This is a genomic window from Pseudomonas sp. GM102 (assembly GCF_000282555.1).
GTDB lineage: Bacteria > Pseudomonadota > Gammaproteobacteria > Pseudomonadales > Pseudomonadaceae > Aquipseudomonas.
The window spans coordinates 17,669-41,047 of sequence record NZ_AKJB01000144.1 but is presented as its reverse complement, the minus strand read 5'-3'; the positions used below and the strand labels follow the sequence as shown (position 1 = coordinate 41,047).

At 59.4% G+C, this 23,379-nt stretch carries 25 protein-coding genes; 3 read left to right on the top strand and 22 right to left on the bottom strand.

Going from position 1 to position 23,379, the window contains the following annotated elements; translation table 11 throughout:
- Nucleotides 1-6: 6 nt before the first annotated feature.
- The 14 genes from PMI18_RS01870 to PMI18_RS01935 all read right to left on the bottom strand — a co-directional run bounded on the left by PMI18_RS01870 (nucleotide 7) and on the right by PMI18_RS01935 (nucleotide 11,314).
- Nucleotides 7-606: a YmfQ family protein gene (locus tag PMI18_RS01870; protein WP_007907236.1), complete on the bottom strand. Its 600-nt coding sequence runs from the start codon at nucleotides 604-606 to the stop codon at nucleotides 7-9.
- The gene (locus tag PMI18_RS01875; protein ID WP_007907233.1) at nucleotides 594-1,637 is read right to left on the bottom strand and encodes a baseplate J/gp47 family protein; all 1,044 of its coding nucleotides are present in this window, start codon (nucleotides 1,635-1,637) and stop codon (nucleotides 594-596) included. The genes PMI18_RS01870 and PMI18_RS01875 overlap by 13 nt, the downstream gene beginning before the upstream one ends.
- The gene (locus PMI18_RS01880; protein WP_007907231.1) at nucleotides 1,627-2,025 is read right to left on the bottom strand and encodes a phage GP46 family protein; all 399 of its coding nucleotides are present in this window, start codon (nucleotides 2,023-2,025) and stop codon (nucleotides 1,627-1,629) included. Before PMI18_RS01880 ends, PMI18_RS01875 begins: the two co-directional genes overlap by 11 nt.
- Nucleotides 2,025-2,534 (bottom strand): phage baseplate assembly protein V, encoded by a 510-nt coding sequence (locus tag PMI18_RS01885; protein ID WP_007907229.1) that lies wholly within the window; start codon nucleotides 2,532-2,534, stop codon nucleotides 2,025-2,027. Before PMI18_RS01885 ends, PMI18_RS01880 begins: the two co-directional genes overlap by 1 nt.
- A gap of 179 nt (nucleotides 2,535-2,713) precedes the next feature.
- The gene (locus tag PMI18_RS01890) at nucleotides 2,714-3,757 is read right to left on the bottom strand and encodes a phage baseplate assembly protein (RefSeq protein ID WP_007907228.1); all 1,044 of its coding nucleotides are present in this window, start codon (nucleotides 3,755-3,757) and stop codon (nucleotides 2,714-2,716) included.
- Between the two features lie 3 nt (nucleotides 3,758-3,760).
- Nucleotides 3,761-4,999, bottom strand: coding sequence for a DNA circularization protein (locus tag PMI18_RS01895; protein ID WP_007907227.1), 1,239 nt, complete (start codon nucleotides 4,997-4,999; stop codon nucleotides 3,761-3,763).
- Nucleotides 4,986-6,485, bottom strand: coding sequence for a hypothetical protein (locus tag PMI18_RS01900; RefSeq protein WP_007907225.1), 1,500 nt, complete (start codon nucleotides 6,483-6,485; stop codon nucleotides 4,986-4,988). The genes PMI18_RS01895 and PMI18_RS01900 overlap by 14 nt, the downstream gene beginning before the upstream one ends.
- A 130-nt stretch (nucleotides 6,486-6,615) precedes the next feature.
- A complete protein-coding gene (locus tag PMI18_RS01905) occupies nucleotides 6,616-6,912 on the bottom strand; it encodes a phage tail assembly protein (protein ID WP_007907223.1) in 297 nt (98 codons plus the stop codon).
- Complete coding sequence (locus PMI18_RS01910) at nucleotides 6,909-7,256, bottom strand: phage tail tube protein (protein ID WP_007907215.1); 348 nt, start codon at nucleotides 7,254-7,256, stop codon at nucleotides 6,909-6,911. Before PMI18_RS01910 ends, PMI18_RS01905 begins: the two co-directional genes overlap by 4 nt.
- A gap of 67 nt (nucleotides 7,257-7,323) precedes the next feature.
- A complete protein-coding gene (locus PMI18_RS01915) occupies nucleotides 7,324-8,820 on the bottom strand; it encodes a phage tail sheath subtilisin-like domain-containing protein (RefSeq protein WP_007907213.1) in 1,497 nt (498 codons plus the stop codon).
- Entirely contained in the window at nucleotides 8,820-9,002 is a 183-nt protein-coding gene (locus PMI18_RS01920) for a DUF2635 domain-containing protein (RefSeq protein WP_007907211.1), read from the bottom strand. Before PMI18_RS01920 ends, PMI18_RS01915 begins: the two co-directional genes overlap by 1 nt.
- The gene (locus PMI18_RS01925; RefSeq protein WP_007907209.1) at nucleotides 8,999-9,583 is read right to left on the bottom strand and encodes a phage tail terminator protein; all 585 of its coding nucleotides are present in this window, start codon (nucleotides 9,581-9,583) and stop codon (nucleotides 8,999-9,001) included. The genes PMI18_RS01920 and PMI18_RS01925 overlap by 4 nt, the downstream gene beginning before the upstream one ends.
- Nucleotides 9,584-9,712: 129 nt before the next feature.
- Nucleotides 9,713-10,060, bottom strand: coding sequence for a phage holin family protein (locus PMI18_RS01930; RefSeq protein ID WP_007907207.1), 348 nt, complete (start codon nucleotides 10,058-10,060; stop codon nucleotides 9,713-9,715).
- 519 nt (nucleotides 10,061-10,579) lie between these two features.
- Complete coding sequence (locus PMI18_RS01935) at nucleotides 10,580-11,314, bottom strand: XRE family transcriptional regulator (RefSeq protein WP_007907205.1); 735 nt, start codon at nucleotides 11,312-11,314, stop codon at nucleotides 10,580-10,582.
- 212 nt (nucleotides 11,315-11,526) lie between these two features.
- Here PMI18_RS01935 and mutS point away from each other — a divergent pair, with 212 nt between their 5' ends.
- Nucleotides 11,527-14,094, top strand: coding sequence for a DNA mismatch repair protein MutS (gene mutS / locus PMI18_RS01940; protein ID WP_177319042.1), 2,568 nt, complete (start codon nucleotides 11,527-11,529; stop codon nucleotides 14,092-14,094).
- 142 nt (nucleotides 14,095-14,236) lie between these two features.
- The gene (gene fdxA / locus PMI18_RS01945) at nucleotides 14,237-14,560 is read left to right on the top strand and encodes a ferredoxin FdxA (protein WP_003222178.1); all 324 of its coding nucleotides are present in this window, start codon (nucleotides 14,237-14,239) and stop codon (nucleotides 14,558-14,560) included.
- A 624-nt stretch (nucleotides 14,561-15,184) separates the two neighbouring features.
- On the opposite strand, the gene rpoS is transcribed toward fdxA, so the two are convergent.
- The 8 genes from rpoS to PMI18_RS01985 all read right to left on the bottom strand — a co-directional run bounded on the left by rpoS (nucleotide 15,185) and on the right by PMI18_RS01985 (nucleotide 22,320).
- Nucleotides 15,185-16,192, bottom strand: a complete 1,008-nt coding sequence (gene rpoS, locus PMI18_RS01950; RefSeq protein ID WP_007907200.1) for an RNA polymerase sigma factor RpoS — start codon at nucleotides 16,190-16,192, stop codon at nucleotides 15,185-15,187.
- Between the two features lie 106 nt (nucleotides 16,193-16,298).
- Nucleotides 16,299-17,156 carry a peptidoglycan DD-metalloendopeptidase family protein gene (locus PMI18_RS30805; RefSeq protein WP_007907198.1) on the bottom strand — a complete coding sequence of 286 codons (858 nt, stop codon included), beginning with the start codon at nucleotides 17,154-17,156 and terminating at the stop codon, nucleotides 16,299-16,301.
- A gap of 211 nt (nucleotides 17,157-17,367) precedes the next feature.
- Nucleotides 17,368-18,003, bottom strand: coding sequence for a protein-L-isoaspartate(D-aspartate) O-methyltransferase (locus tag PMI18_RS01960; protein ID WP_177318845.1), 636 nt, complete (start codon nucleotides 18,001-18,003; stop codon nucleotides 17,368-17,370).
- A gap of 41 nt (nucleotides 18,004-18,044) precedes the next feature.
- Nucleotides 18,045-18,794, bottom strand: a complete 750-nt coding sequence (surE, locus tag PMI18_RS01965; protein ID WP_007907194.1) for a 5'/3'-nucleotidase SurE — start codon at nucleotides 18,792-18,794, stop codon at nucleotides 18,045-18,047.
- Nucleotides 18,782-19,840, bottom strand: coding sequence for a tRNA pseudouridine(13) synthase TruD (truD, locus tag PMI18_RS01970; protein WP_007907192.1), 1,059 nt, complete (start codon nucleotides 19,838-19,840; stop codon nucleotides 18,782-18,784). The genes surE and truD overlap by 13 nt, the downstream gene beginning before the upstream one ends.
- Nucleotides 19,837-20,310, bottom strand: coding sequence for a 2-C-methyl-D-erythritol 2,4-cyclodiphosphate synthase (gene ispF / locus PMI18_RS01975; protein WP_007907189.1), 474 nt, complete (start codon nucleotides 20,308-20,310; stop codon nucleotides 19,837-19,839). The genes truD and ispF overlap by 4 nt, the downstream gene beginning before the upstream one ends.
- Before the next feature lie 43 nt (nucleotides 20,311-20,353).
- Nucleotides 20,354-21,199: an S-formylglutathione hydrolase gene (fghA, locus tag PMI18_RS01980; RefSeq protein WP_007907187.1), complete on the bottom strand. Its 846-nt coding sequence runs from the start codon at nucleotides 21,197-21,199 to the stop codon at nucleotides 20,354-20,356.
- Between the two features lie 8 nt (nucleotides 21,200-21,207).
- Nucleotides 21,208-22,320 carry an S-(hydroxymethyl)glutathione dehydrogenase/class III alcohol dehydrogenase gene (locus PMI18_RS01985; protein WP_007907184.1) on the bottom strand — a complete coding sequence of 371 codons (1,113 nt, stop codon included), beginning with the start codon at nucleotides 22,318-22,320 and terminating at the stop codon, nucleotides 21,208-21,210.
- A gap of 106 nt (nucleotides 22,321-22,426) precedes the next feature.
- Here PMI18_RS01985 and PMI18_RS01990 point away from each other — a divergent pair, with 106 nt between their 5' ends.
- Nucleotides 22,427-23,323, top strand: a complete 897-nt coding sequence (locus PMI18_RS01990) for a LysR substrate-binding domain-containing protein (protein WP_007907183.1) — start codon at nucleotides 22,427-22,429, stop codon at nucleotides 23,321-23,323.
- The last annotated feature ends 56 nt before the right edge of the window (nucleotides 23,324-23,379 follow it).

Here is a 23,379-nt window from a genome sequence, read left to right as displayed (position 1 = left end):
TATTCCCTAGTCATAATTGATGTGCACCTTGGTATGCGCCGGTGCGCTGCGGTGGATCAGGCATTCCAGTGCCGAGCCCGGGTTCACGCCGAAGCGCTCGCCCCAATAACTCGCGCCAAAACGTCGTCCCAGCAACAATCGCCCACCTGTATTGAGCGTCCACATGAACTGCGCTTCCCAAGTGCCCCAGTGCGCCGCACCGAAACGCGAGCGCCCCATGCGCGGGGCTTCCAGTTCGGTGATGGTGGCGTTCGGGTAGCCTTGGCTTTTGGCGATTTCGAGGTAGTAGCCGACGGCCTGGCTACCGACCGCGAGCAGGCGTCGGCGTACCGCAAGACGGCGGTCGTCGAACAAAGGGGTGGCGCCCAGGCAGGGGTCGGGCAGGTTCATCACCCGCTCCCAGTCCGGCACCAGTTCGCTGACGCCGGCCGGGTCCATTTCGTTGAGCAGGTCGGCGGCTCGGGCGTCGAGTCGTGCCAATTCCTGGGCGACGCCTTCGAGCACTTCTTCAAGTTCCGGGACTCGCTCGGGGTCCCACGCCGGACCACTGGGCAGCAGGCTGCGCAGTTGGGCGTGGTATTGCGCGGCGGTTCTTATGCCCCCCATACGCAACCTCCAAAGGTCAGCAGCTCATTGCGCTCGGTTTCGACATCAGCGACAGGCGAGGTGAGTACGTGGTCGTTTTCGCCGCTGGTGCTGCTGATCGCTTCACGGATGTGACTGATCAACAACTTCTGGCCGAGGTCTGCTTCGCGGTTGTGCAGGTCGCGCAGCTGCGCTTCGACGGCGGCGCGTATGGCGGTGGTGTCGGGGGTCAGCGTCAGGTGATAGACCACTGGCACTTGAACCGGTCGCTGCACATGCACCTCGGCGGTGACCGGGCGCAGAGGCTCGATGTAGGCCTGGACTTCGGCCAGTTGTTCGTCGTTCGGCACTGGTTGCGGGTCGTCGTCACGCATGATGAACAGGCTGACTGTACCCGGCCCCAACAAACCGCCACGGCACCAGACACGGGTCACGCCGGGGCATTCCAGGGCCCAGGTTTCATAGTCTTGCGCTGAACCGCCATGAGGGATGATGCGGTAGGAGCGGATCACCCGCGAACGCAGCGATTCCAGGCTTTCCCGCGCCACACCGCCGCTGAGCCCCGGCGCCAGGACCGTGAAGCTATTGCCGACGATACCCGCAATCGGCTGCACCGGAATCAGCGTCATGCCAGCCTCGGCGTTGCCCAGGCTGCCGGCCTCGAGCGCGGCGATGGTGGTGCTGTTGAGGCCATTGCTGGTGGTGCGTGCGGCGGTCACTTTGTAGGTGCGACCGTCGCTCGACTGCAGCAGGGTGTCGACGTCCAGCACGGCACCGGCGCTGGCGGTAAAGCTGACGCTGCCGCTGGCCGCTTGTGCGGCTTTGCGCGGCTGATTCAGACGCAGTGCGGCGATCCGTTCGAGGGTCGATTCATCGGCCTTGTCCGGGAGGATCTGCTCGGCGATCCAGTCCAGATAGCCATACAGGCCATAGGCGGCACCACCGAGGGTGCGGGCCAGCACTTGCGCATCGGACTGGCGCAGCGAATCGCTGGCCAGGTCGCTTTGGGTGCGCTTGATCAGCACCGGCAGCGAAGGGGTTTCAAACGGCATAGATCACCTGCCAACTGTTATCGGGGTTGATGTCCAGGCGCTCGCCGTCGGCCAGGGTCAGGACCGTGCGCAGGTTCAGGCGCTGGGCGTCGAGGCGTTCGCTGATGATGTCGATGGCGCTGCAATGGCCGTCATCGATCAGCCATTGCAGGGCTTCGCGGGCATAGAACTCGGCGTCCATCTGGGTCTGGCGGGTCAGCTTGACCCGGCGCAACAGCCACAGCCGCGAACCGATGCGGTCGTCGGCAACGGTAGGAAAAGTGTCGCCCCACCAGCCGAAACGTTCTTCGTCGTCGAAGGCATCGTCATCGGCGGCGCGGCGCCAGGTGAACAGGCTGATCAGCACTGAACGGGTCAGTGCGGCGTGGAGGTTTTGGCTGATCAACATCATTGCCCTCCTGCCGGTACGCCGGTCTGGCCGTTGCCTGCTTGAACGCCGACATGCACATGTTTGATCTGGCTGATGCCGCCGGCAATCTGGTCGCCCTGGGAGACGATCTTGCCGGTCTGGTTGATGACCGGCGTGTCGATGTTCACCGCGCTGCTGGCGCGGATGTTCAGGGTGGCTGTTTCGATGTCGATGACCCGCCCACGCTTGAAGTGAATTTTGTCGCCTTCGTCGGTGTAGATCGCCACTTCGCCAGCGGCCAGGGACTGGAGACGGTAGCGACGGTCGGCGACCACCAGCACGATGGCATGGGAGCGATCACCGCCCAGAAAGGTGGCGATACCTTCGGCACCGGCCAGCGGATTGCTGGTGAAACCGTAGGGTTCGAAGTGCTCCATGTCGTCGTTCACTTCGCCGGCGGTGAGGCGCATTTGCAGTGATTGAAGCTTGGTGGCCGAGTTGGCGAGCACGACAGTGCCGCGCGCCAGGAGGCGTGTCAGTAGGCTCATTGGGGGTCCTTCAATGATCAAGTCGAACGCGGAAAACTGTGGGAGCGAGCCTGCTCGCGATAGCGATCTGTCAGTCAATATCAAAGGTGAATGTCAGACCGTAATCGCGAGCAGGCTCGCTCCCACATTGAGTCACCGTCGTTCACAACATGGGTATGCACATAAGGTGCGCGTCGGGCTCAGGTTTTCTTCGCAGGCTCGGGATTGGCGTCGAAGGTATGCGGCGGTGCGACTTGCAAGGTGGTGACCGAGCCTTGCGCCGACAGCGAGTAGGTCACCTTCGAGATCAGCATGTCGTCATCGAACCCGAGTACCGGATCCTTGACCCTGACCAGCGTGTTGTGGCGCCACAAGTCGCCGTTCGACTGTCGCCAGCCTTGCACCTGATAAGTGGTGGTCAACGCCTTGCCCACGCGAGTGGCGGCTTCCCAGTTGGCCCGTTGCAACGCGAGTTCGGGATTAATCTGCATGCCTTCGTTGATCACTGTGACCCGCCGACGTTTGTAGCCCAGGTCGGCGGACACCGATTCAACCTCGCTGACTGCTGCCCCGCTCTTCTTGTCAGTGCCCTTGTGCTGGCCGATCACCCGGTATTCAGAGAACACCTGGCTGTAATCCATCGGCGCATTGGCCGACAGAATATTTTTGCCCAACTCCAGCGCATCGATGGCCCGGCCACCACTGCCGGGCCGGGCCAGCACCAGCCGGCCCTGGGCATCATCGGTAGAAAATACCCGGAACAAGGTCAGCAAGCGGTCGATGGATTGAAACACCGTTTCCCCCGGCACGATGGTGTGACTGCTGAGTCGGGCGGTTTCGGGAATTTCGCTGACCACAAAGACCTTGTAGGTGATCGCCAGCGCTTCGACGATGCTCAACAGCGATTGCTCATGCCATTGGTTCGGGCGGTTGGTCGCTGCGCAATCCACCAGATCCTGGGTGCAGGAACTGCCTTCGATGTTCAGGCTGATCTGCCGTCCGTCATAACTGATCGGGGCCTTGAACACATACCCGGTCAGCACCAGATCCTGGCCGATGCGCACTTCACAGGCGTCACCGGGCTGGATCCGTTTGTCTACGGTCTGCCCCGGCCATTGCCAGGTGATGTTGAGTTTAAAGGTGCGGAACTGGCGCTCCAGATCCGCAGTGATTTCCACGCTTTTCCAGCCACCGTATTCCAGGCCGCCGACGGTCAGGGTGACCCGGTTATCCATGTCGTTCATGGTTCACTTCCCGGAAACTTTCACATCGTTGGGCGGCAGGAACAACGGATGGGCAACACCGTTGCGCTGAGTCACTTCCGTGACCCGTGTGGCATCGGCAAATTGCCGATAGGCCACAACGACGGCAGGCAAGCTCTCTTGAAAAGATTTGCTGACCAGCCGCACGCCGGACGACGCCACCGCCTTGAGGTGCGCATTCAACGTCTGCTTCACATCGTTGATGGCCTGATAGTGCGTGGGACTGGCCTTGTTCAGTGCCAGTTGGATCGCTTCGTTCAACTCCTTTTGCAACAACTGCAAATCGTCGGTGACCGGCACTTCCTGACGGGTGACCGGCTGCAGCGTCTGATGATCCAGCGACGGCTGCGAGGTCAGTTTCACCGGTGTCGACGCCACTGGCATCGAGGCGACCCATTGCGCCACCTTCACCAGCAGCATGTCTTGCACCAGATCAGCCATGGCTTGCGCCGCGGCCGTGGTGTCCTTGCCGGTGGTGAGCTTCGGTGCATCAGCCTTGCGGATGGCTTCGATCTGCTGGGAAACGTTGGCAATCACGCCACGATAGCCCTCCTTTGCGAAGTCCTTGAGTTCCTGAATGTCGCCGAGCAAGCCCTTGAATTCCGCCACCACTTCCTTGGGCAACTCCTTGACCGCTTTGACCAGCTCGCTGATCTGCCGGTACTCCTCGATCAACGGTTTGAGCTGTTCCTGGATCACTTCATAGACCCCGGTCAGGCTGTTGCGCAGATTGGCGATGCCGATCCGCGCGGCCTTGATCAGGGTCATGGCCTGTTCGAAACGCGCCACCGCCGAGCCCAGCAACGTGTCCGCCGATGACAGCAGCACCTTTTGCGTGCTGACCGTGGCGGTCGGAAATTGCAGGGGTTGATCGGGGTAGAACTTCAGGGCAAAGGTCACCAGCCCGCCGTCCTGGCGGGTGTGGGTCATGTCGCATTCACCGACCTTGACTTGCATCCGCCCCAACCACGGGTGGACCAGTTCACCACTGCCCTGCTCCAACGCCTTGAGCAACTTGTCGCGCTGCTCCAGGCAATCGGCGCCGACGATGAAGGCCGTCAGGTCGTGGATCTTCGCCTGCTGCCCAAGGCCCTCGAAAAACGGCTGGTCACGTTGTGGATACTCATGCAACTGGCCCTTGTGGCCGACCGGAGTTTTCGCCTGATCGACCCAAAAACCGACACCCCGAAAGGATGCCGGCAACAAACGGTCACGCCAGTTCATTGGAACCTCCCAGAGACAGCGAGCGATAGCCGATGCGCGAATTGAGCGACAGCCCCGGTTGATTGGTTTGCGGTTGATCGGTGCGCAGCCCGGCCGGCGCGTTTTCGAAGCGCACGGTCAGGCCGCCTTCGAGTTGCGTGCGGTTGTTGGCGGCGGTTTGCTGGATCAGGGTGCTTGAGGTTTGTGTCAGGGAACCGGAGTGCATTGGCGACTTGAGCGGCAAACTGCCGGGAGCCGTCAGCGCGCTTGAGGGGGGCTCGGAAACGTCACCAAAAAATGCCGCCGCTGGCGCAAATTCACCCTTGCCTTCGGCATTGGTTTTATTTTGCGCCTCGGTAAAGCCTTCGACCTTGCCGGTAATTTTGGCGATAAAACCACCAAAGCTCCCGCCCAGCATCTCCTGGATCGGCGCCAGAATGGCCCGGAGCTTTTCCGCTTTTTCACTGAAAAACTGAACCACAGATGCCCATGTTTCGCTCAGTGCGTCCAAGGGTGACCAAGTGAACAGGCCGCCGAGGTAGGAAAAAAACGCCTGCGCCCCAAGCTTGATTGACTCCCAGTAGCCCGAGAACATGGCCGGCACCTGATCCCAAGCCGCGGTAATGGCGTCCAGTGGAACCCAGTCGAACAGGCTGCGCAGTTTCTCCTTCACCGGCACGGTCAGTGCCATGAGCAGATCCCAGATGGCCGCGAACAAACCGACAACGGCCCCCCAGTTGTTCAGGATCATTGCGTAGGGAGTCCAGGCAAACCACGCCTTGAGGAAATCGAATCCTGCGCTCACGACTGCCTTTACTCGATCAAAAATATCCGAGAAAACCCCGCTGATCGGCAGCCAATAACTGACAACCTTTTGCCAGAGCCCGGTGAAGAACGTCGAAATCGGTTCCCAGTTGGCAATGATCAAACCGGCCGCCAGGGCGATACCCATGGCAATCAGCATGATCGGATTGGTCTTGAGCACCATGCTCATCAGATCGAACACTTGAGTCGCGCCGGTCACGGCGGTTTGCATCGCCGAGAACGCGATGGCACCTGCCGCCAGCCCTTCGACCAGCTTCGGGTTGTCATCGAGCAGACTGCCAAATCCAGCCAACAAAGGTTGAAGACCTGCCGTTACCGTAGCGACGGCAGGCTGCAAGGCCGTGTTGGCCGCGACCGACACCTGCTCCATCGATCGACTGAACACATTCATGTTTTGTGTAGCGCTTGCCGGCGCCTTCGGCAAATCAACGCCTTCGGCCGATTCGCTGACCTCGGTCAATTTGCCCTTGAACGCGTCGGATGCCTTGATGGCATCCACAAATGGCGTGATCACGCTACCGCCCTTGAACAGACCGCTGATGTCCAGTTTGCCGAGGCCGGTCAGCTCCAGGTTTTTCCTGAATCCTTCGACTTTTGCCCGAAGGGCGCCGAGTTTGGGTGACAGTTCGTCGATGCCCGTGAGCAGCACCGACGTTTTCTCTTTCTTTTCCGTGTCTGCCATCACTGCACCTGCTGCATCGCATTGATCCGTTGCGCGTGCTCCAGCGATTCGCGGAGCACATCCAGTGGCCTGGTCATCATCTGTTCGGGGTCAACCTTCCAGAACCAGGCCAGGTCATAGGCGACTGCGATCAGGTCGGTGATGGCGCCGACGCCGCACTCATGAAAAAACTCGCGACGGCCCAACTCAGCGCGTTGAGGTCAGCCAGGTCCAACTGGTTGACCGACGACGGCGGGATGCCGGCGCACACGGCGATGTATTTGGCCGCGACGTCCATGTCGAGGCTGACCTCTTCGCTCTTGTCGATCTTGTACGGCAGCGCCTTGATCGCCCGCACTTCCTGCACCGTCGGACGGCGCAGGTTGAGTTCGGTCAAGGGCTCGCCGTGGGCTTCGATCGCAACTTGAAGCTTCACGGCGTTGCTCATTGCCAGGTCCCCTTGATGCCTTCGAATTTCAGTTCGATGGTGGCGTCGTCGCCTTTGGATACCGGTTCTTCCACCAGGTAGGCGCCGGCCAGGACGTAGACTTTGCCGTTGCTGAATTCGCAGGTGACGGTCATGTCAGTGCCTGCAATCAGTTGCTTGAGCGGAAAGTCTGCGGTGTGCAGCGCCGTCACTTTGAACGATGGCGCGATGTCGGTTTCCTTGTAGAAGCCCGGCACGACGGTTTCCCGTTTAACGGCCATCAGAGGCGCTTCGCAGCCGCCGTTGATAGTCAGTTGAGCGCCGTCCACTTTGACGTAGCAGGTGCCCGCAATCAGTTGACCCATGGTGTTTCTCCCTTCAAATAAAAAGCCCACGCGAGGTGGGCCGAATTCACACAGTCAAAGGCAGCGATCAGGCTGCGTCGTCGTACTGCAGACGGAACTGGTTGAGCAGCGCGAACACGCGCAGGCCGTTGATGTAATCCGGCGGGAACAGCACGTTGACCCGGCTCGGGTCCTGCACGTCGCGCTCGACGATCAGGTGCTCGGCGAACAGCTCGGCGTTTTCCACGTGGCCTTCCAGTTCGAGCTTGGCGTACTGGGCGATCAGCTCACCGCGAATGGTGCTCGGGGTAACGATGGGCTGGCCGGCGCCGAAACGGGTGCCGTCGGAGGCCAGTTTGTGGCGACCGTATTTGCTGGTGATCACGCTTTGCAGACGACGCACGATGAACGCCGACTGGTGCATGGTTTCGCTGTCCAGATAGGAGTTATCTGCCTGGCCGTAGGCGTTCTTCTGATAGGTGGTGATCGAACGCTGAATGCGCACGTAGCCGCCTTCGTAGTACGCGGTAGCGATGCCGTAGTTGAGCAACGACTGACGCTCGGTCAGGGTGAAACGCTCGCTCGCCGGTGCCGGGTCGAGACCGGGCAGGCTGCCGCTTTGAGTCGGACGGCTGGCGTCGGCAGAGATGAATACCGAAGTACGCGCAGCCAATGCGGCGGCCTGCACCCAGAACGGTTGCGGTACGCCAGGCTCCAGCGCCTGAATGGTCATGTGCTGATCGTTACGCGCCTGACCGGCCGCCACCAGAGTACCGATGGTGCCGCGCTTGGCACTGTAGACGTGACCGAACAATTGCTTGGCCCAGGACCAACGACCGGTGCTGTCATCCATGACGGCTTGCCAGGTGTTGAGGGTCGACAGATCCGACCACGGCATGCAGATGAACTCGAACGGCTCATCGCCCAGCGCCGCCACAGCGGCCACTTGATCGGGCACACCAGCGCCGCCGGTCATGGCAGTGATGGCCGAGGTCAGGCCTGCCGGGGTTTCTTCGCCGTTGCTCTTGCCCAGGCGATTGAATTGCAGGCTGATGTCGTTGCCGCTGTCGCCAGTCCATTTGGCGCTCAGGGTGACCACACCTTCGACCGCTGCCGCGCTGACTGGCAGATCGGCGGAGGCATTGATTTTCAGTGCCAGGGCCGTGGCCGCTTGCGCCGCGGTGGCACCATTGACGATGGCCGCCTGAACACGAACGCCGCCGACGTACAGGTTGAGCACACCGCTCTGGGTCGCGGCACCGGTCAGGGTCAGCACGCCTTTGGCAATACTGCCTTCAGTGTTGTGCAGCGGCAGGCACCAGATCTCGCCGATCGGGTCGGTCTTGCGCCAGGTTTCATACATCGAGGCGAGCATCGAGCCCTGGCCGCCAATGCTTTTGGCCAGCGCCACGCTGGACACCAACACCAGTTTGCCGACATCGGCCGGCGCGATGTTGTCGTTGACCTGAGCGACGATCAGGCGGCGCACGGCCGACGACGCGCTATTGGCGGCCGAGTTGTCCATTTCGGCATAGAACAGCGGAACACGAATGTCCGCGGGGATGTTGCTGAATCCGATCGCCATTATTTGGCTCCCTGTGGTTTCGCCGCTTTCACGGCTTTGGTAGTGATATCGCCATCGGCCAGACGTCGACGCCACCAGGCGTTGTCCGGCACTTCACGGCCCTCGAGGGGCAACAGATCGCCCGCTTCCGGGTCCGGCACGACACGGCCCGGGGCCGGCAGCACGGTGATGCGTTTGCTCATGGGGTTACGTCTCCAGAGAAAGTCAGTTCCAGGCGCCCGTCGGGGCCTGGGCGTTGCAGATTGGGGTCCGCCGGATCGATCGCATCGACCCGCACGGTGACCCCGGTAAAGGACGACAAACCGTCCAGTTCACGCTCGTGCCAGCTCTCCGCCGGCTGACCCGGCAGATTGCGGCCGAGCTGGAATTCGGCAAAAAAGCGCAGGCGATACAGAACGCGGCTGCTGTTGATCGAAACCAGTTCGCCGCCGTCGTATTCGATGGCTTCGTAGTCGCTGCCGGGCTTGAAACCCACCAGTGCGCGCCATAGCTCAGCGCGTAGGTCATGCAACAGATCCAGCGCTTTTGTAGCGTCCGTGGTGTCGAGCACCAGGGTCACTTCGAAGCGGTCGCGGATGGGTTGCAGCATCAGGTTTTGCGCCAGGCTTTTGCTTGCCACATCGGCAATCGGCACCACATAGGCGCAGGGTGTTTGGAGCGGGGTGTTGGCTTGCAGTATGGCGAGGTCGATGCCGGCCGCGATGCGATTGGCCAGGGTCGGGCATTGCTCACGCAACTGCGTAATGAGGGCTGTGATCTTCATAAATCTTCACCGGGCAATAAAAAAACCCGCCGCGGCGGGTTTGAGTGAACGGTACTGGCCGTGGGAAACCCGCGTCCTTGCGGGTCAGTGCGGTTTGCACTGTGGATGACGCTCCTTCAGGTTGGGGTCTCAATGATCCTGAGGCGTATTACGCGGCGGCACTTCACAAACACCAATCCGCTTGGCAGCCCAGCGCTCATAAAGCCCGATGGCCACGTCCGCCCCGGCCATCGCCGTCAGGCAACCAAAAGCCCCTGCGGCCCAGATCGACATGCCGGCGGCGTACAGCAGCATGATGGCCGAGACCCCGCAGATCATGCAGGCACCGGAGCGCAGCGCCAGGCGCCGCAGCAGCGACCAGCCACGGGCGCCCTCCTTGTCGGCGCGCCACATTTCGCCGGACACCCCGCCCACCAGGGCGAGAACGATGACCAGCCAGATCGGCATGTCCAGCAACGCTTGTTGCTCGTTTGTCATGTCACGCCTCCTGGGGGTGATTGATGAGTGATATGTGTTGGGATCAAGCGATGTCTCTTGAGGTCGGCATTCCAAAAAGCCCGGTGGCCCAGGCTTTTCAGTAATGCGGTCCTTCGCCTTCCTTTAATCCTGTGTACAAAAAGGAAGCTGATCTTTCGGCGCTACTGGCGCGGTACGGATCGATTCAAATTGTTTTTCCGACCGCGGTCCCTGCCCGCCGGATAACTGCTTCTGGTGCTTTACGCTGCACACCCGGGTCAGTTGCCAACCCTCTGAACCGTTGAGGCCGGTTCATCGCTGCCTTTGTGGTGGAACTAAAGAGCTTCGTTTCGAGCCGCCTTGTTGGGCGGCTTGAGACAAAGAATATGCATGGATGCATATACAGTCAATGCACAAATGCATTTATTTATGCATTAGAAATGCACAGGCGCATGAAAGCCCCGCAGGCAAAGGCGTTGCCGGTTTTCGATAGGCGAAAAAAACCCGCCGGGCAGCGGGTTTTATCTGACAGCGGTGAGGTTAACGGGCGTACATGCCCCACCAGAAGACGTGACCGAGGATGACAATCTGCTCTTCCTGGATCTCCTGGAAGCTGTAGTCCTCGTCCGGATGCTCATCGCGATTGAAGCTGCGCAGGCGAATCCCTGTCGGCAGGCGATAAAGCTGTTTCACCCGCAACTGGCCGTTGTGGTTGATGGCGTACAGGTCACCGTCGACGATGTCGCCAATCCCGCATTTACCGGCATTCACCCCGACCGTGGCGCCATCGCGCAGTACTGGCAACATGCTGTTGCCGCGCACGGTCACGCATTTGGCCTGATCGAACTGCACGCCGTTGTGGCGCAAGCTGCGCTTGCCGAAGCGCAGGCTAGAGCGCTCGCTCTCTTCGATGACGAATCTTCCTGATCCAGCAGCCAATTCAACCTCGCGAAGAAAGGGGACCGACACCTCGTCGTCATCGACTGGCGTATCGTCGTCCCACAGGCTTATGTCCTTGAGTTCCGAGTGCGACTCATCGCGCCCAGCGTTGGCGGCGGACGCGACATCCGCACGGCCACGCAACTGATCGGTGCTCACGGAGAAGTATTCGGCAATCTTCGAAATATGTTTATCCGAAGGATCGACGATCTTCCCGCTGAGAATGCGAGAGAGAGTGGATTGAGGCACGCCGGTACGACGGTGAAGCTCCGTGGGGGAGATCCCGTGCTGGTCGAGCAGTGCTCTTAAGACGGTAGAAACATTGCGTTTTTGCATAACGCGCATAGTGCTTGATCTTTTTTCGGAAGACAAATGCTGATTTGCATAGATCGTGCATAGTTTGCAGAAGTGCGCCTTGGCGCTTTCATGCCTGCGTAGGTCGGACTGCCCATGTTAACCTTGCGCCCATCGCGGAAAAGCCGGGCCGATGCCCCTCCTTTGCCCTACACCTTTCAACGAGTTTTCCTGAATTTCCGATGAATAAAGCCATTTCCGATCTGTCTTCCCACACTCCGATGATGCAGCAGTACTGGCGCCTGAAGAACCAGCATCCTGACCAGCTGATGTTCTACCGCATGGGCGACTTCTACGAGATCTTCTATGAAGACGCGAAGAAGGCCGCCAAGTTGCTGGACATCACCCTGACGGCTCGTGGGCAATCGGCGGGTCAGGCGATTCCGATGTGTGGGATTCCTTACCACGCCGCGGAAGGTTACCTGGCGAAACTGGTAAAGCTCGGCGAGTCAGTGGTGATTTGTGAGCAAGTTGGCGACCCGGCCACCAGTAAAGGCCCAGTGGATCGTCAGGTGGTGCGGATCATTACCCCCGGCACAGTCAGCGATGAAGCGCTGCTGGATGAACGTCGGGATAACCTGATCGCAGCAGTGCTGGGTGATGAGCGTCTGTTCGGTCTGGCGGTGCTGGACATTACCAGCGGCAACTTCACCGTGCTGGAGATCAAAGGCTGGGAAAACCTGTTGGCGGAACTGGAGCGGGTCAATCCGGTAGAGCTGATGATCCCGGACGACTGGCCGAAAGACCTGCCGGCGGAAAAACGTCGTGGGGTTCGTCGCCGTGCGCCGTGGGATTTTGAACGTGACTCGGCGCTGAAAAGTCTTTGTCAGCAGTTTTCTACCCAAGACCTGAAAGGTTTCGGCTGCGAGAACCTGACCCTGGCCATCGGCGCTGCTGGCTGCCTGCTCAGCTACGCCAAGGAAACCCAGCGCACCGCCCTGCCGCATTTGCGCAGCCTGCGTCATGAACGCCTGGACGACACCGTGGTGCTGGATGGCGCGAGCCGTCGCAACCTGGAACTGGACACCAACCTGGCCGGCGGTCGCGACAACACCTTGCAATCGGTGGTCGACCGCTGCCAGACCGCCATGGGCAGCCGCTTGCTGACTCGCTGGCTGAACCGTCCGCTGCGGGATTTGACCGTATTGCTGGCGCGTCAGAGTTCGATCACCTGCCTGCTCGATGGTTACCGCTTCGAAAAACTGCAACCGCAGCTCAAGGAAATCGGTGACATCGAGCGGATTCTGGCGCGGATCGGCCTGCGCAATGCCCGTCCTCGTGACTTGGCGCGTCTGCGCGATGCCCTCGGGGCACTGCCAGAGTTGCAGGTAGCGATGGCCGAGCTTGAAGCCCCGCACATCATTCAACTGGCGACGACCACCAGTACCTATCCGGAACTGGCGGCGCTGCTGGAAAAAGCCATCATCGACAACCCGCCCGCCGTCATCCGTGACGGCGGCGTGTTGAAAACCGGTTACGACAGCGAACTCGACGAACTGCAATCGCTCAGCGAAAACGCCGGGCAATTCCTGATCGATCTCGAAGCGCGTGAGAAGGCCCGCACCGGCCTGTCGCACTTGAAGGTCGGCTACAACCGAATTCACGGCTACTTCATCGAGCTGCCGAGCAAGCAGGCCGAATCGGCACCTGCGGACTATATTCGCCGCCAGACCCTCAAAGGTGCCGAGCGCTTCATCACGCCGGAACTGAAGGCCTTCGAAGACAAGGCGCTGTCCGCCAAGAGTCGTGCCCTGGCTCGCGAAAAGATGCTCTACGAAGCGTTGCTCGAAGACCTGATCGCTCAGTTGCCGCCCTTGCAAGACACGGCCGCAGCCTTGGCCGAGCTGGACGTGCTGAGCAACCTCGCCGAGCGCGCACTGAACCTGGACCTGAACTGCCCACGCTTCGTCAGCGAGCCGTGCATGCGCATTACCCAGGGTCGTCATCCGGTGGTCGAGCAAGTACTCACTACGCCATTCGTGGCCAATGACCTGAGCCTTGACGACAATACCCGCATGCTGGTGATCACCGGTCCGAACATGGGCGGTAAATCCACCTACATGCGTCAGACCGCATTGATCGTGCTACTGGCGCATATCGGCAGTTTCGTGCCGGCGGCCAGTTGCGAATTGTCCTTGGTCGACCGAATCTTCACCCGAATCGGTTCCAGCGATGACTTGGCGGGCGGTCGTTCGACCTTCATGGTCGAAATGAGCGAAACCGCAAATATCCTGCACAACGCCACCGAGCGCAGCCTGGTGCTGATGGACGAAGTCGGTCGCGGCACCAGCACATTCGACGGTCTGTCCCTGGCCTGGGCGGCGGCAGAGCGTCTCGCGCACCTGCGGGCCTACACCCTGTTCGCCACCCACTATTTCGAGCTGACGGTGCTGCCGGAAGCCCAGCCGCTGGTGGCCAACGTGCACCTCAATGCCACCGAACACAACGAACGCATCGTGTTCCTGCACCACGTGTTGCCTGGGCCTGCCAGCCAGAGCTATGGCCTGGCGGTTGCGCAGTTGGCCGGTGTGCCGAGCGAAGTGATCGTGCGTGCTCGCGAACATCTGAGCCGACTGGAATCCACAGCACTGCCTCATGAAGTTCCAAAGGCCGCCAAAGGCAAACCGGTCACGCCGCAGCAGAGCGACATGTTCGCCAGCCTGCCGCATCCTGTACTGGATGAACTGGCCAAACTGGATCTGGACGACATGTCACCGCGTCGTGCGCTCGAAATGCTCTATACACTAAAGACACGGATCTAACGCACTTGCCTGCAAGCTGTTAGAATCTCGCGCGGTTTGGGATGCTGCAGGCCAATAGCCTGACCTGCAGACTATCGCTCTCAAACCTGGCGACCCCAACGTAAAGGGGCTCCGCTGCCGCCGCCTGAGGAGAAAATTAGAAATGACCTTCGTCGTCACCGACAACTGCATCAAGTGCAAGTACACCGACTGCGTAGAAGTCTGTCCGGTGGACTGCTTTTACGAAGGCCCGAACTTCCTGGTGATTCACCCGGATGAGTGCATCGACTGCGCCCTGTGCGAACCAGAGTGCCCTGCCGTGGCCATCTTCTCCGAAGATGAAGTTCCGGAAGATATGCAGGAATTCATTCAGCTGAACGTTGAGCTGGCGGAAATCTGGCCCAACATCACCGAGAAGAAAGAATCGTTGCCCGATGCCGAAGAGTGGGATGGCGTCAAAGGCAAGATCAAAGACCTCGAACGCTGATTCCCCCCGCGTTCTCGAAAAGGCCCCTTGTGGGCCTTTTTGCTTTTCCAAAGATCAAAAGATCGCAGCCTGCGGCGGCTCCTTCAGAGATTGCGCATGCTCGTGAAATCACGGGTGTACGTGGTTTGTGTAGGAGCTGCCGCAGGCTGCGATCTTTTGATTCTTGATTTTGATCTTTTGCTTTTCTGCAGGCAAAAAAAGGGGCGGTATGACCCGCCCACATTTTTTCCCTATTCCTTGTGTTCCTTTTCATCGTCCTGATGAACCGCTTCCTGCGATGTCCGTTCCCCTCTTCCTTGAAGGGCGTGTCTATCCGTCGACACAGTTCAGATACTAGAGAATTCCCCACCAAGAGCAATCGGCCTCTGTCGCTGAAATCGCCTGTCACATGCCGTTAATCTAAAAAAATAATCATATAAATCAATAAGATAAATAAACACCCCAGATTAAATGTACAACTGCCAGGGTGTAAAAATAACGAACACTTACGAAAGAGTAAGCAAAGACTTACAGCACGAGACTACAAACCTGAGGTGGTGCAAAAAAACAACGCACCTCTCATATTCCCGGCAACAAAAAGCCCCAAACCAGTTGGGGCTTTTTGTACCGGCTGAACGAATTTGCTTATTGGAACAGCGACTCGCTCGACAGGCCGTTTTTCTCGAGAATCTCCCGAAGACGCTTGAGGCCTTCAACCTGGATTTGCCTGACCCGCTCCCGGGTCAAGCCGATTTCCAGGCCTACGTCTTCAAGTGTGCTGCTCTCGTGACCTCGCAAGCCGAAGCGGCGTACGACCACCTCGCGTTGCTTGTCGGTCAGTTCCGAGAGCCACTGATCGATGCTCTGTGACAGGTCGTCGTCCTGCAACAGTTCGCATGGATCGGTCGGGCGGTCGTCGGTAAGGGTGTCCAGCAGGGTTTTATCCGAATCCGGACCCAGCGAGACGTCGACCGAAGAAACCCGCTCGTTCAGGCCGAGCATGCGCTTGACCTCGCCTACCGGTTTCTCCAGCAGGTTGGCGATTTCTTCGGGTGAGGGTTCGTGATCGAGCTTTTGAGTCAGCTCCCGCGCAGCTCGCAAGTACACGTTGAGCTCTTTGACCACATGGATCGGCAACCGGATGGTCCGGGTCTGATTCATGATCGCGCGCTCAATGGTCTGACGAATCCACCAGGTGGCGTAGGTCGAAAAGCGGAACCCGCGTTCGGGATCGAACTTTTCTACTGCCCGGATCAGGCCGAGGTTGCCCTCTTCGATGAGGTCCAGCAGCGACAGCCCACGATTGACGTAACGCCGGGCGATTTTCACCACCAGCCGCAGGTTGCTTTCAATCATGCGCTTGCGTCCGGCCGGATCGCCACTTTGCGACAAGCGCGCAAAATGAACTTCTTCCTCCGGGGAGAGCAATGGGGAAAAGCCGATTTCGTTGAGATACAGCTGCGTGGCATCAAGTGCCCGTGTGTAGTCGATGTACTTGTGTTGCTTAAGCGAAGCGGAGTGTTTGGATTTGGCGCGAACGGAAGGTGGCGCATCCCCTTCATCATTCGACATCGAATCCGTGGCGATGCCGGTCTCCATCAGGAGAACCTCATCGTCGATGTCAAACTCCGGCACTTCTTTACTGAGAGCCATTGTTATAGTCCTTTGGTGAGTTCGACCTCAAGCTCAAGCGGCGCCTTGATCCCTGGCAACGCTGGAGCCTGTTCCCTCTACGTGACGGAACAGGCTGGCTAACAAATCAACGACGTGGCAGGAATTGCAGCGGATCTACAGGTTTACCTTGTCGGCGAATCTCAAAATGCAGTTTCACCCGGTCTGTACCCGTTGACCCCATTTCGGCAATTGTCTGTCCGACTTTGACCTGCTGCCCCTCCCGAACCAACAGCCTGCGGTTATGTCCGTAGGCACTGACGTAGGTGTCGCTGTGTTTGATGATGACTAATTCGCCGTAGCCCCTTAAGCCACTCCCGGCGTATACCACCGTCCCATCAGACGCAGCTAAAACAGGCTGTCCCAAATCTCCGGCGATATCAATTCCTTTATTCAAACTACCGTTTGAAGAGAATTTACCAATCAGAATGCCATTAGAAGGCCACCCCCAGCCTGTCGGGGCCGGACCGGCAGGAGGCAGTGGCGCGGGTGCCGGCTTGTTGGCGACGGACGGTGCAAGCACTGTTGTAGTGGTCGTCGCGCCATTTGCCTGGCGCCGAATTACGGTGGTTTTACTAGACGACGAAGGCGAGGAACTGGACGAACTCACTACCGCCGTCGGCGTTGAACCGCTGCGACCGTCGAAGCGAATTGTCTGACCCGGATGGATCGTGTAAGGCGTAGGAATGTTGTTCCGTGCCGCGAGGGCTTTGTAGTCCCAACCGTAGCGAAAAGCGATGGAGAACAACGTGTCCTTGGGGCGGACAACGTACTGTCCGGTGGTCACGGCTGGACGCTGGGCGACCGCGTTGTTGCGATCGACGACGCTCGCACTACCTGATTTGGTGCTGGAACAACCAACCAGCAAGGTACTCAAGACAAGGCCAGTCACCAGACGCTGAAAGCTCGATATACCCATTCGCTGCGCAATGACTGTGAGACTCACCCGCCGCTCCCTTTGTGGTGGCTGAAAATATGGATTGCCGTGCTCAGGCACGAAATGTCGCAAGTATAACGGGCCGAACAGGCTTTACCTTTAATGAAGCGAATTCGCTTCGCGCACACGTTTGCTGCCTGACGATGAATTCCGTTTAACCAATCGATGCCGCTGTAAGACCCGGGCAATCGAAGAGAATTCAGCGTGCTTAAACAAATGCTCAGGCCAACGGCCCATTGAGCAATGGCACAAAGCGCACAGCCCCCAGAACACGTCTGGAAAAGCCCTGTTCTTCACGGATGATCAACATCAATTGTTGAACTTCACCGGAGCCGACCGGAATCACCAGTCGCCCGCCCGGTGCCAACTGATCGAGCAGTGCCTGAGGCACGTCGGTGGCCACGGCGGTGACGATGATGCCGTTGTATGGCGCCAGTGCCGGCCAGCCTTCCCAGCCATCGCCCCAGCGAAACACCACGTTGCGCAGGTTCAGCTCCACCAGGCGCTCCTTGGCCCGGTCTTGCAGAACCTTGATGCGCTCCACGGAAAAAACCCGCTCGACTAATTGCGACAGCACTGCCGTCTGGTAACCCGAACCGGTGCCGATTTCCATCACCTTGTCCAACGGACCGGCTTCCAGCAGCAGTTCGCTCATGCGAGCCACCATATAAGGCTGGGAAATGGTCTGGTTATGCCCGATCGGCAACGCTGTATCTTCATAGGCGCGATGAGCCAGCGCCTCATCGACGAACAGATGACGCGGGGTGCGGCGGATGACTTCCAGCACCTTGGCGTTGGATATTCCCTCTTCATAGAGGCGCTGAATCAGACGCTCACGGGTCCGTTGGGAGGTCATCCCGATACCGCGATGCAGAATATGGTCTTGTTCACGAGACATTAACGCAGTCCCTCCAGCCAGCCATCGAGACTTCTGAAGGCATCATTAAAGGTGCGATCCAGTTGCAGTGGCGTGATTGAAACATAGCCTTGCATCACCGCATGGAAATCGGTACCCGGGCCGCCATCTTCAGCGTCCCCCGCCGCGGCGATCCAGTAACCGGATTTACCACGCGGGTCGACCACTTTCATCGGTGCCGCGGCGCGGGCGCGATGGCCGAGGCGGGTCAGCTGGATACCGCGGATGTGCTCCAGCGGCAAGTTGGGAATGTTCACGTTCAGTACCGTGCGCGGTGGCAGATCAAGGTCCGCGTGAGCCTCTACCAGTTTGCGCGCAAAATAAGCGGCTGTGGGAAGGTTCTCTACTTGCCGTGAGACGAGCGAAAAGGCAAACGAAGGACGCCCAAGGAAACGTCCCTCGAGGGCCGCCGCCACGGTGCCGGAATACAGCACATCATCCCCCAGGTTGGCCCCCAGGTTGATACCGGAAACCACCATGTCCGGCTCGAGCTCCAGCAAGCCGTTAAGGCCCAGGTGCACGCAGTCGGTGGGTGTGCCATTGAGGCTGATAAAGCCATTGGCCAGAGTTTGCGGGTGCAACGGACGGTCGAGCGTCAGCGAGCTGCTGGCGCCGCTTTTGTCCTGGTCCGGGGCGATAACCACACATTCGGTGTAATCCGCCAGCGCAGCATAAAGCGCGGCGAGACCGGGTGCGGTTACCCCATCGTCGTTAGAAATCAGAATACGCATGGGCTGTCCGTCTGCCCCACCGGCACCAGATCGACGAGTTCACGCACCAATACGGTGGCGAAGCATCCGGCCGGCAGGACGAATTCCAGTTGCAGAATGTCAGGTTCGGGATAATGCCACGTCAACCCACCAATGGGCAGCCGCAGGATGCGACGTTCGTGGCTCATTCCGGCGTTAATCAACCAATCGCGCAGATCCGCTTCGCGCGCGGCGATTGCCTGCTCCAGTTCATGGACTGCGCCTGACGTCGGCGAGTCACCTTCGCCCCACTGCGGGCCGGTGGGGTGCAGGTCGAGAATCGCCAGACGAGGGTCGCTGCATTCGGCCTCACCGGCCGGGAAGAAACTGCGGCTGTCGGTGAACGCTAGCAGATCGCCCACCTGAGCGCGCTGCCAGGTGCCATCGGCGACGCGCGCCGCCAACACTTGATTGAACAGAAAGCTGCGTGCGGTGGAGAGCAGCCGAGAACGTACGTTGCGTTGTTCCGGCAGGGCCTTGCGCGCCGCCCAGGCACGAGCATCGACCACATTACCGCCGTCAAAGCCGAAACGCTGGGCGCCGAAATAATTGGGAATACCTTGCTTGGCGATCAGTTGCAGACGCTCTTCGATCGCCGCCTTGTCACCGGCGAACTGGGTCAAGCGCAAGGTGAAGCCGTTGGCCGAGTGGGCACCGCGTTGCAGTTTGCGTTTATGCCGACCGGTCTTGAGGATTTTCAGCGTGTCGTTTTCCGCCGCCGACAGATCAGGATCGGCCTTGCCTGGCAGTTGCACGCTGAACCACTGGCGAGTCAGCGCCTGACGGTCCTTGAGGCCGGCATAGCTGACGGTGCGCAACGGCACACCCGCCGCCTTGGCGATGCGCCGTGCCGCTTCTTCAGTATTCAGACCGCGCTTTTCCACCCAGATCCACAGGTGTTCGCCATCACCACTGAGGGGGATATCAAGCACCTCATCGACCTGAAAATCTTCCGCTGTGGCTTTCAGTACCGCGGTACCGAGAGCCTCACCATAGGCCCGGGGGCCAAGCAATTGCAGATCGTTCATGCGCGCAGCAACAGGGCAACGGAGTGCACGGCAATGCCTTCTTCGCGACCGACAAAGCCGAGCTTTTCGGTGGTGGTAGCTTTCACGTTCACTTGATCCAACTCAACTTGAAGATCCGCGGCAATCAGCGCGCGCATCGATTCGATATGCGGGGCCATTTTCGGGGCCTGGGCGACGATGGTGTTATCGACGTTGCCGACTTTCCAGCCCTTGGCGTGGATCAGTGCGACGACATGACGCAACAGCACACGGCTGTCGGCGCCCTTGAATTGCGGGTCGGTGTCCGGGAAGTGCTTGCCGATATCACCCAGCGCGGCAGCGCCGAGCAAGGCATCGCTCAAGGCGTGCAGCAGGACGTCACCGTCGGAGTGAGCGAGCAGCCCGAAGCCGTGTGCAATACGCACGCCGCCCAGAGTAATGAAATCGCCTTCAGCGAAACGGTGCACATCATAGCCGTGGCCAATACGCATAAAAAAACGCCCCGATTTTTGTCAGGGCGTGATTCTACCTGCATTAGGCGCCTAGAGCGCGCGCATGATGTTTCAGGTGGTCGTCAATGAAGCTGGCGATGAAGAAATAACTGTGGTCGTAGCCTGGTTGCAGACGTAACGTCAGCGGATGACCTGCCAGTTTGGCAGCCTGTTGCAAGGCTTCAGGCTTGAGCTGGGTGGCCAGGAAATCATCGCGATCCCCCTGATCGACCAGCAGCGGCAGCTTCTCGTCAGCCTCGGCGATCAATGCACAGGCATCCCATTCGCGCCACTTCGAACGGTCTTCTCCCAAGTAACGGGAAAAGGCTTTCTGGCCCCAAGGGCAATCCATTGGATTGTTGATCGGCGAGAACGCCGACACCGACAGATAACGCCCCGGATTACGCAACGCGCAGACCAACGCGCCGTGGCCGCCCATGGAGTGACCACTGATGCCACGCTTGTCCGATGTCGGGAAATGCGCTTCGACCAATGCCGGTAATTCCTGCACGACATAGTCATGCATCCGATAGTGTCGGGACCAGGGTTCCTGAGTGGCATTCAGATAAAAACCGGCACCGAGACCGAAGTCCCAGGCGCCATCTGGATCACCCGACACATCAGGACCGCGAGGGCTGGTGTCCGGTGCGACGATGATCAGCCCCAACTCGGCGGCCATGCGCATGGCACCGGCCTTTTGCATGAAGTTCTCGTCGGTGCAGGTCAGGCCAGACAACCAGTACAACACCGGCAGTTTACCGCCCTGCTCCGCTTGTGGCGGCAGGTACACGGCAAACACCATGTCGCAACCGAGCACGTCGGAGCGGTGCCGGTAGCGCTTGTGCCAGCCACCGAAGCTTTTCTGGCAGGAGATATTTTCCAGGCTCATGACCGACCTCAGAAATGAATGACGGAACGGATGCTCTTGCCTTCATGCATCAGGTCAAACGCCTTGTTGATATCTTCCAGGCCCATCGTATGGGTGATGAAGGTATCCAGCGGAATCTCGCCGGTCTGGGCCATTTCAACATAGCTCGGCAACTCGGTACGCCCGCGCACACCACCGAACGCCGAACCGCGCCAGACGCGACCGGTCACCAGTTGGAATGGACGGGTAGAGATTTCCTGACCGGCACCGGCCACGCCGATGATCACCGACTCACCCCAACCTTTGTGGCAGCACTCAAGTGCAGCTCGCATCAGTTGGACGTTGCCGATGCACTCGAAGGAAAAGTCGACGCCGCCATCAGTCATGTCGACGATCACTTCCTGAATAGGACGATCGAAGTCTTTCGGGTTTACACAATCGGTCGCGCCCAGTTGCTTGGCGATCTCGAACTTGGCCGGGTTGATGTCGATGGCGATGATCCGCCCTGCCTTGGCTTTGACCGCGCCAATCACAGCCGACAGACCGATGCCGCCCAGACCGAAGATCGCGACGGTATCACCTGGTTTGACCTTGGCAGTGTTGATTACCGCGCCGATGCCAGTGGTGACGCCACAACCCAGCAGGCAGACTTTCTCCAAGGGGGCTTCTTTAGGAATTTTGGCGACGGAGATTTCCGGCAGCACGGTGTACTCGGAGAAAGTCGAGGTGCCCATGTAGTGGAAAATTGTTTCGCCCTTGTAGGAAAAACGCGAAGTGCCATCCGGCATCAGGCCTTTACCCTGTGTCGCACGAATCGCCTGACAGAGATTGGTTTTGCCCGACAGGCAGAATTTGCACTTGCCGCATTCAGGGGTGTACAGCGGGATCACATGGTCGCCGACCGCAACCGAAGTCACGCCCTCGCCGATCGCTTCGACCACCGCGCCACCTTCGTGACCCAGGATCGACGGGAAGATACCTTCCGGGTCCGCGCCCGAGAGGGTGTAGGCATCGGTATGGCAGACACCGGAGGCGACTACGCGCAGCAAGACTTCACCGGCCTTGGGCATGGCGACATCGACTTCAACGATTTCGAGGGGTTTCTTGGCCTCGAAGGCAACGGCGGCGCGCGACTTGATCATGCTGACTCTCCAGTGAATAAAAACGAGACAATGAGTGTAATACAGCGCCTTACGATGAATAATCAGGACAAAAGCAAAACATTATTGCCACACAGGGATAATCCTGATGTCAGAAAACCGCTGGGAAGGCATCGATGAGTTCGTTGCCGTGGCCGAGTGCAGCCAATTCACCGCCGCGGCGGAGCGCCTTGGGGTGTCTTCCTCTCACATCAGTCGCCAAATCGTACGGCTGGAAGAGCGCCTGCAAACCCGTTTGCTCTATCGCAGCACCCGCCGGGTCACGCTGACCGAGGCCGGGCAAACCTTTTTGCAGCATTGCCAGCGTTTGCAGGACGGTCGCGAAGAAGCCTTGCGCGCTGTCGGCGACCTGACCAGCGAGCCCAAGGGCATGCTGCGCATGACCTGTGCCGTGGCCTATGGCGAACGATTCATCGTGCCACTGGTGACTCGCTTCATGGGGCTGTATCCACAACTGCGCGTCGACATCGAACTGAGCAACCGACCGCTCGATCTGGTGCATGAAGGGCTGGACCTGGCCATCCGCCTCGGTCGCCTGCAGGATTCAAGATTGGTCGCGACACGCCTGGCGCCACGGCGCATGTACCTGTGCGCCTCACCGTCCTACCTGGAACGGTATGGGCGCCCACACAGCTTGTCGGAACTGAGTCGCCATAACTGCCTCATCGGCAGTTCGGATATCTGGCAACTGGAACAGAACGGGCGGGAATTTTCCCAGCGAGTGCAGGGAAACTGGCGCTGCAACAGTGGGCAGGCGGTGCTGGATGCAGCGCTACAAGGGGTTGGGTTGTGTCAGTTGCCGGATTACTACGTGCTGGAACACCTGAAAAACGGCGAATTGATTTCGCTGCTGGAAGCCCACCAACCGCCGAACACCGCCGTGTGGGCGCTTTACCCACAGCAACGGCATCTGTCGCCGAAAGTGCGCAAGTTGGTGGATTATTTAAAGGAAGGGTTGGCTGAACGGCCGGAGTATCGGGTTTGAGATCAAAAGATCGCAGCCTTCGGCAGCTCCTACAAGGTTATGTGTACACCCGTAGG

Excerpts from the sequence above, each read along its gene's own strand:
- PMI18_RS01870 (WP_007907236.1), bottom strand. The coding sequence starts at position 606 with ATGGGGGGCATAAGAACCGCCGCGCAATACCACGCCCAACTGCGCAGC.
- PMI18_RS01875 (WP_007907233.1), bottom strand. The coding sequence starts at position 1,637 with ATGCCGTTTGAAACCCCTTCGCTGCCGGTGCTGATCAAGCGCACCCAA.
- PMI18_RS01880 (WP_007907231.1), bottom strand. The coding sequence starts at position 2,025 with ATGTTGATCAGCCAAAACCTCCACGCCGCACTGACCCGTTCAGTGCTG.
- PMI18_RS01885 (WP_007907229.1), bottom strand. The coding sequence starts at position 2,534 with ATGAGCCTACTGACACGCCTCCTGGCGCGCGGCACTGTCGTGCTCGCC.
- PMI18_RS01890 (WP_007907228.1), bottom strand. The coding sequence starts at position 3,757 with ATGAACGACATGGATAACCGGGTCACCCTGACCGTCGGCGGCCTGGAA.
- PMI18_RS01895 (WP_007907227.1), bottom strand. The coding sequence starts at position 4,999 with ATGAACTGGCGTGACCGTTTGTTGCCGGCATCCTTTCGGGGTGTCGGT.
- PMI18_RS01900 (WP_007907225.1), bottom strand. The coding sequence starts at position 6,485 with ATGGCAGACACGGAAAAGAAAGAGAAAACGTCGGTGCTGCTCACGGGC.
- PMI18_RS01905 (WP_007907223.1), bottom strand. The coding sequence starts at position 6,912 with ATGAGCAACGCCGTGAAGCTTCAAGTTGCGATCGAAGCCCACGGCGAG.
- PMI18_RS01910 (WP_007907215.1), bottom strand. The coding sequence starts at position 7,256 with ATGGGTCAACTGATTGCGGGCACCTGCTACGTCAAAGTGGACGGCGCT.
- PMI18_RS01915 (WP_007907213.1), bottom strand. The coding sequence starts at position 8,820 with ATGGCGATCGGATTCAGCAACATCCCCGCGGACATTCGTGTTCCGCTG.
- PMI18_RS01920 (WP_007907211.1), bottom strand. The coding sequence starts at position 9,002 with ATGAGCAAACGCATCACCGTGCTGCCGGCCCCGGGCCGTGTCGTGCCG.
- PMI18_RS01925 (WP_007907209.1), bottom strand. The coding sequence starts at position 9,583 with ATGAAGATCACAGCCCTCATTACGCAGTTGCGTGAGCAATGCCCGACC.
- PMI18_RS01930 (WP_007907207.1), bottom strand. The coding sequence starts at position 10,060 with ATGACAAACGAGCAACAAGCGTTGCTGGACATGCCGATCTGGCTGGTC.
- PMI18_RS01935 (WP_007907205.1), bottom strand. The coding sequence starts at position 11,314 with ATGCAAAAACGCAATGTTTCTACCGTCTTAAGAGCACTGCTCGACCAG.
- fdxA (WP_003222178.1), top strand. The coding sequence starts at position 14,237 with ATGACCTTCGTCGTCACCGACAACTGCATCAAGTGCAAGTACACCGAC.
- rpoS (WP_007907200.1), bottom strand. The coding sequence starts at position 16,192 with ATGGCTCTCAGTAAAGAAGTGCCGGAGTTTGACATCGACGATGAGGTT.
- PMI18_RS01960 (WP_177318845.1), bottom strand. The coding sequence starts at position 18,003 with ATGACCTCCCAACGGACCCGTGAGCGTCTGATTCAGCGCCTCTATGAA.
- surE (WP_007907194.1), bottom strand. The coding sequence starts at position 18,794 with ATGCGTATTCTGATTTCTAACGACGATGGGGTAACCGCACCCGGTCTC.
- truD (WP_007907192.1), bottom strand. The coding sequence starts at position 19,840 with ATGAACGATCTGCAATTGCTTGGCCCCCGGGCCTATGGTGAGGCTCTC.
- ispF (WP_007907189.1), bottom strand. The coding sequence starts at position 20,310 with ATGCGTATTGGCCACGGCTATGATGTGCACCGTTTCGCTGAAGGCGAT.
- fghA (WP_007907187.1), bottom strand. The coding sequence starts at position 21,199 with ATGAGCCTGGAAAATATCTCCTGCCAGAAAAGCTTCGGTGGCTGGCAC.
- PMI18_RS01985 (WP_007907184.1), bottom strand. The coding sequence starts at position 22,320 with ATGATCAAGTCGCGCGCCGCCGTTGCCTTCGAGGCCAAGAAACCCCTC.
- PMI18_RS01990 (WP_007907183.1), top strand. The coding sequence starts at position 22,427 with ATGTCAGAAAACCGCTGGGAAGGCATCGATGAGTTCGTTGCCGTGGCC.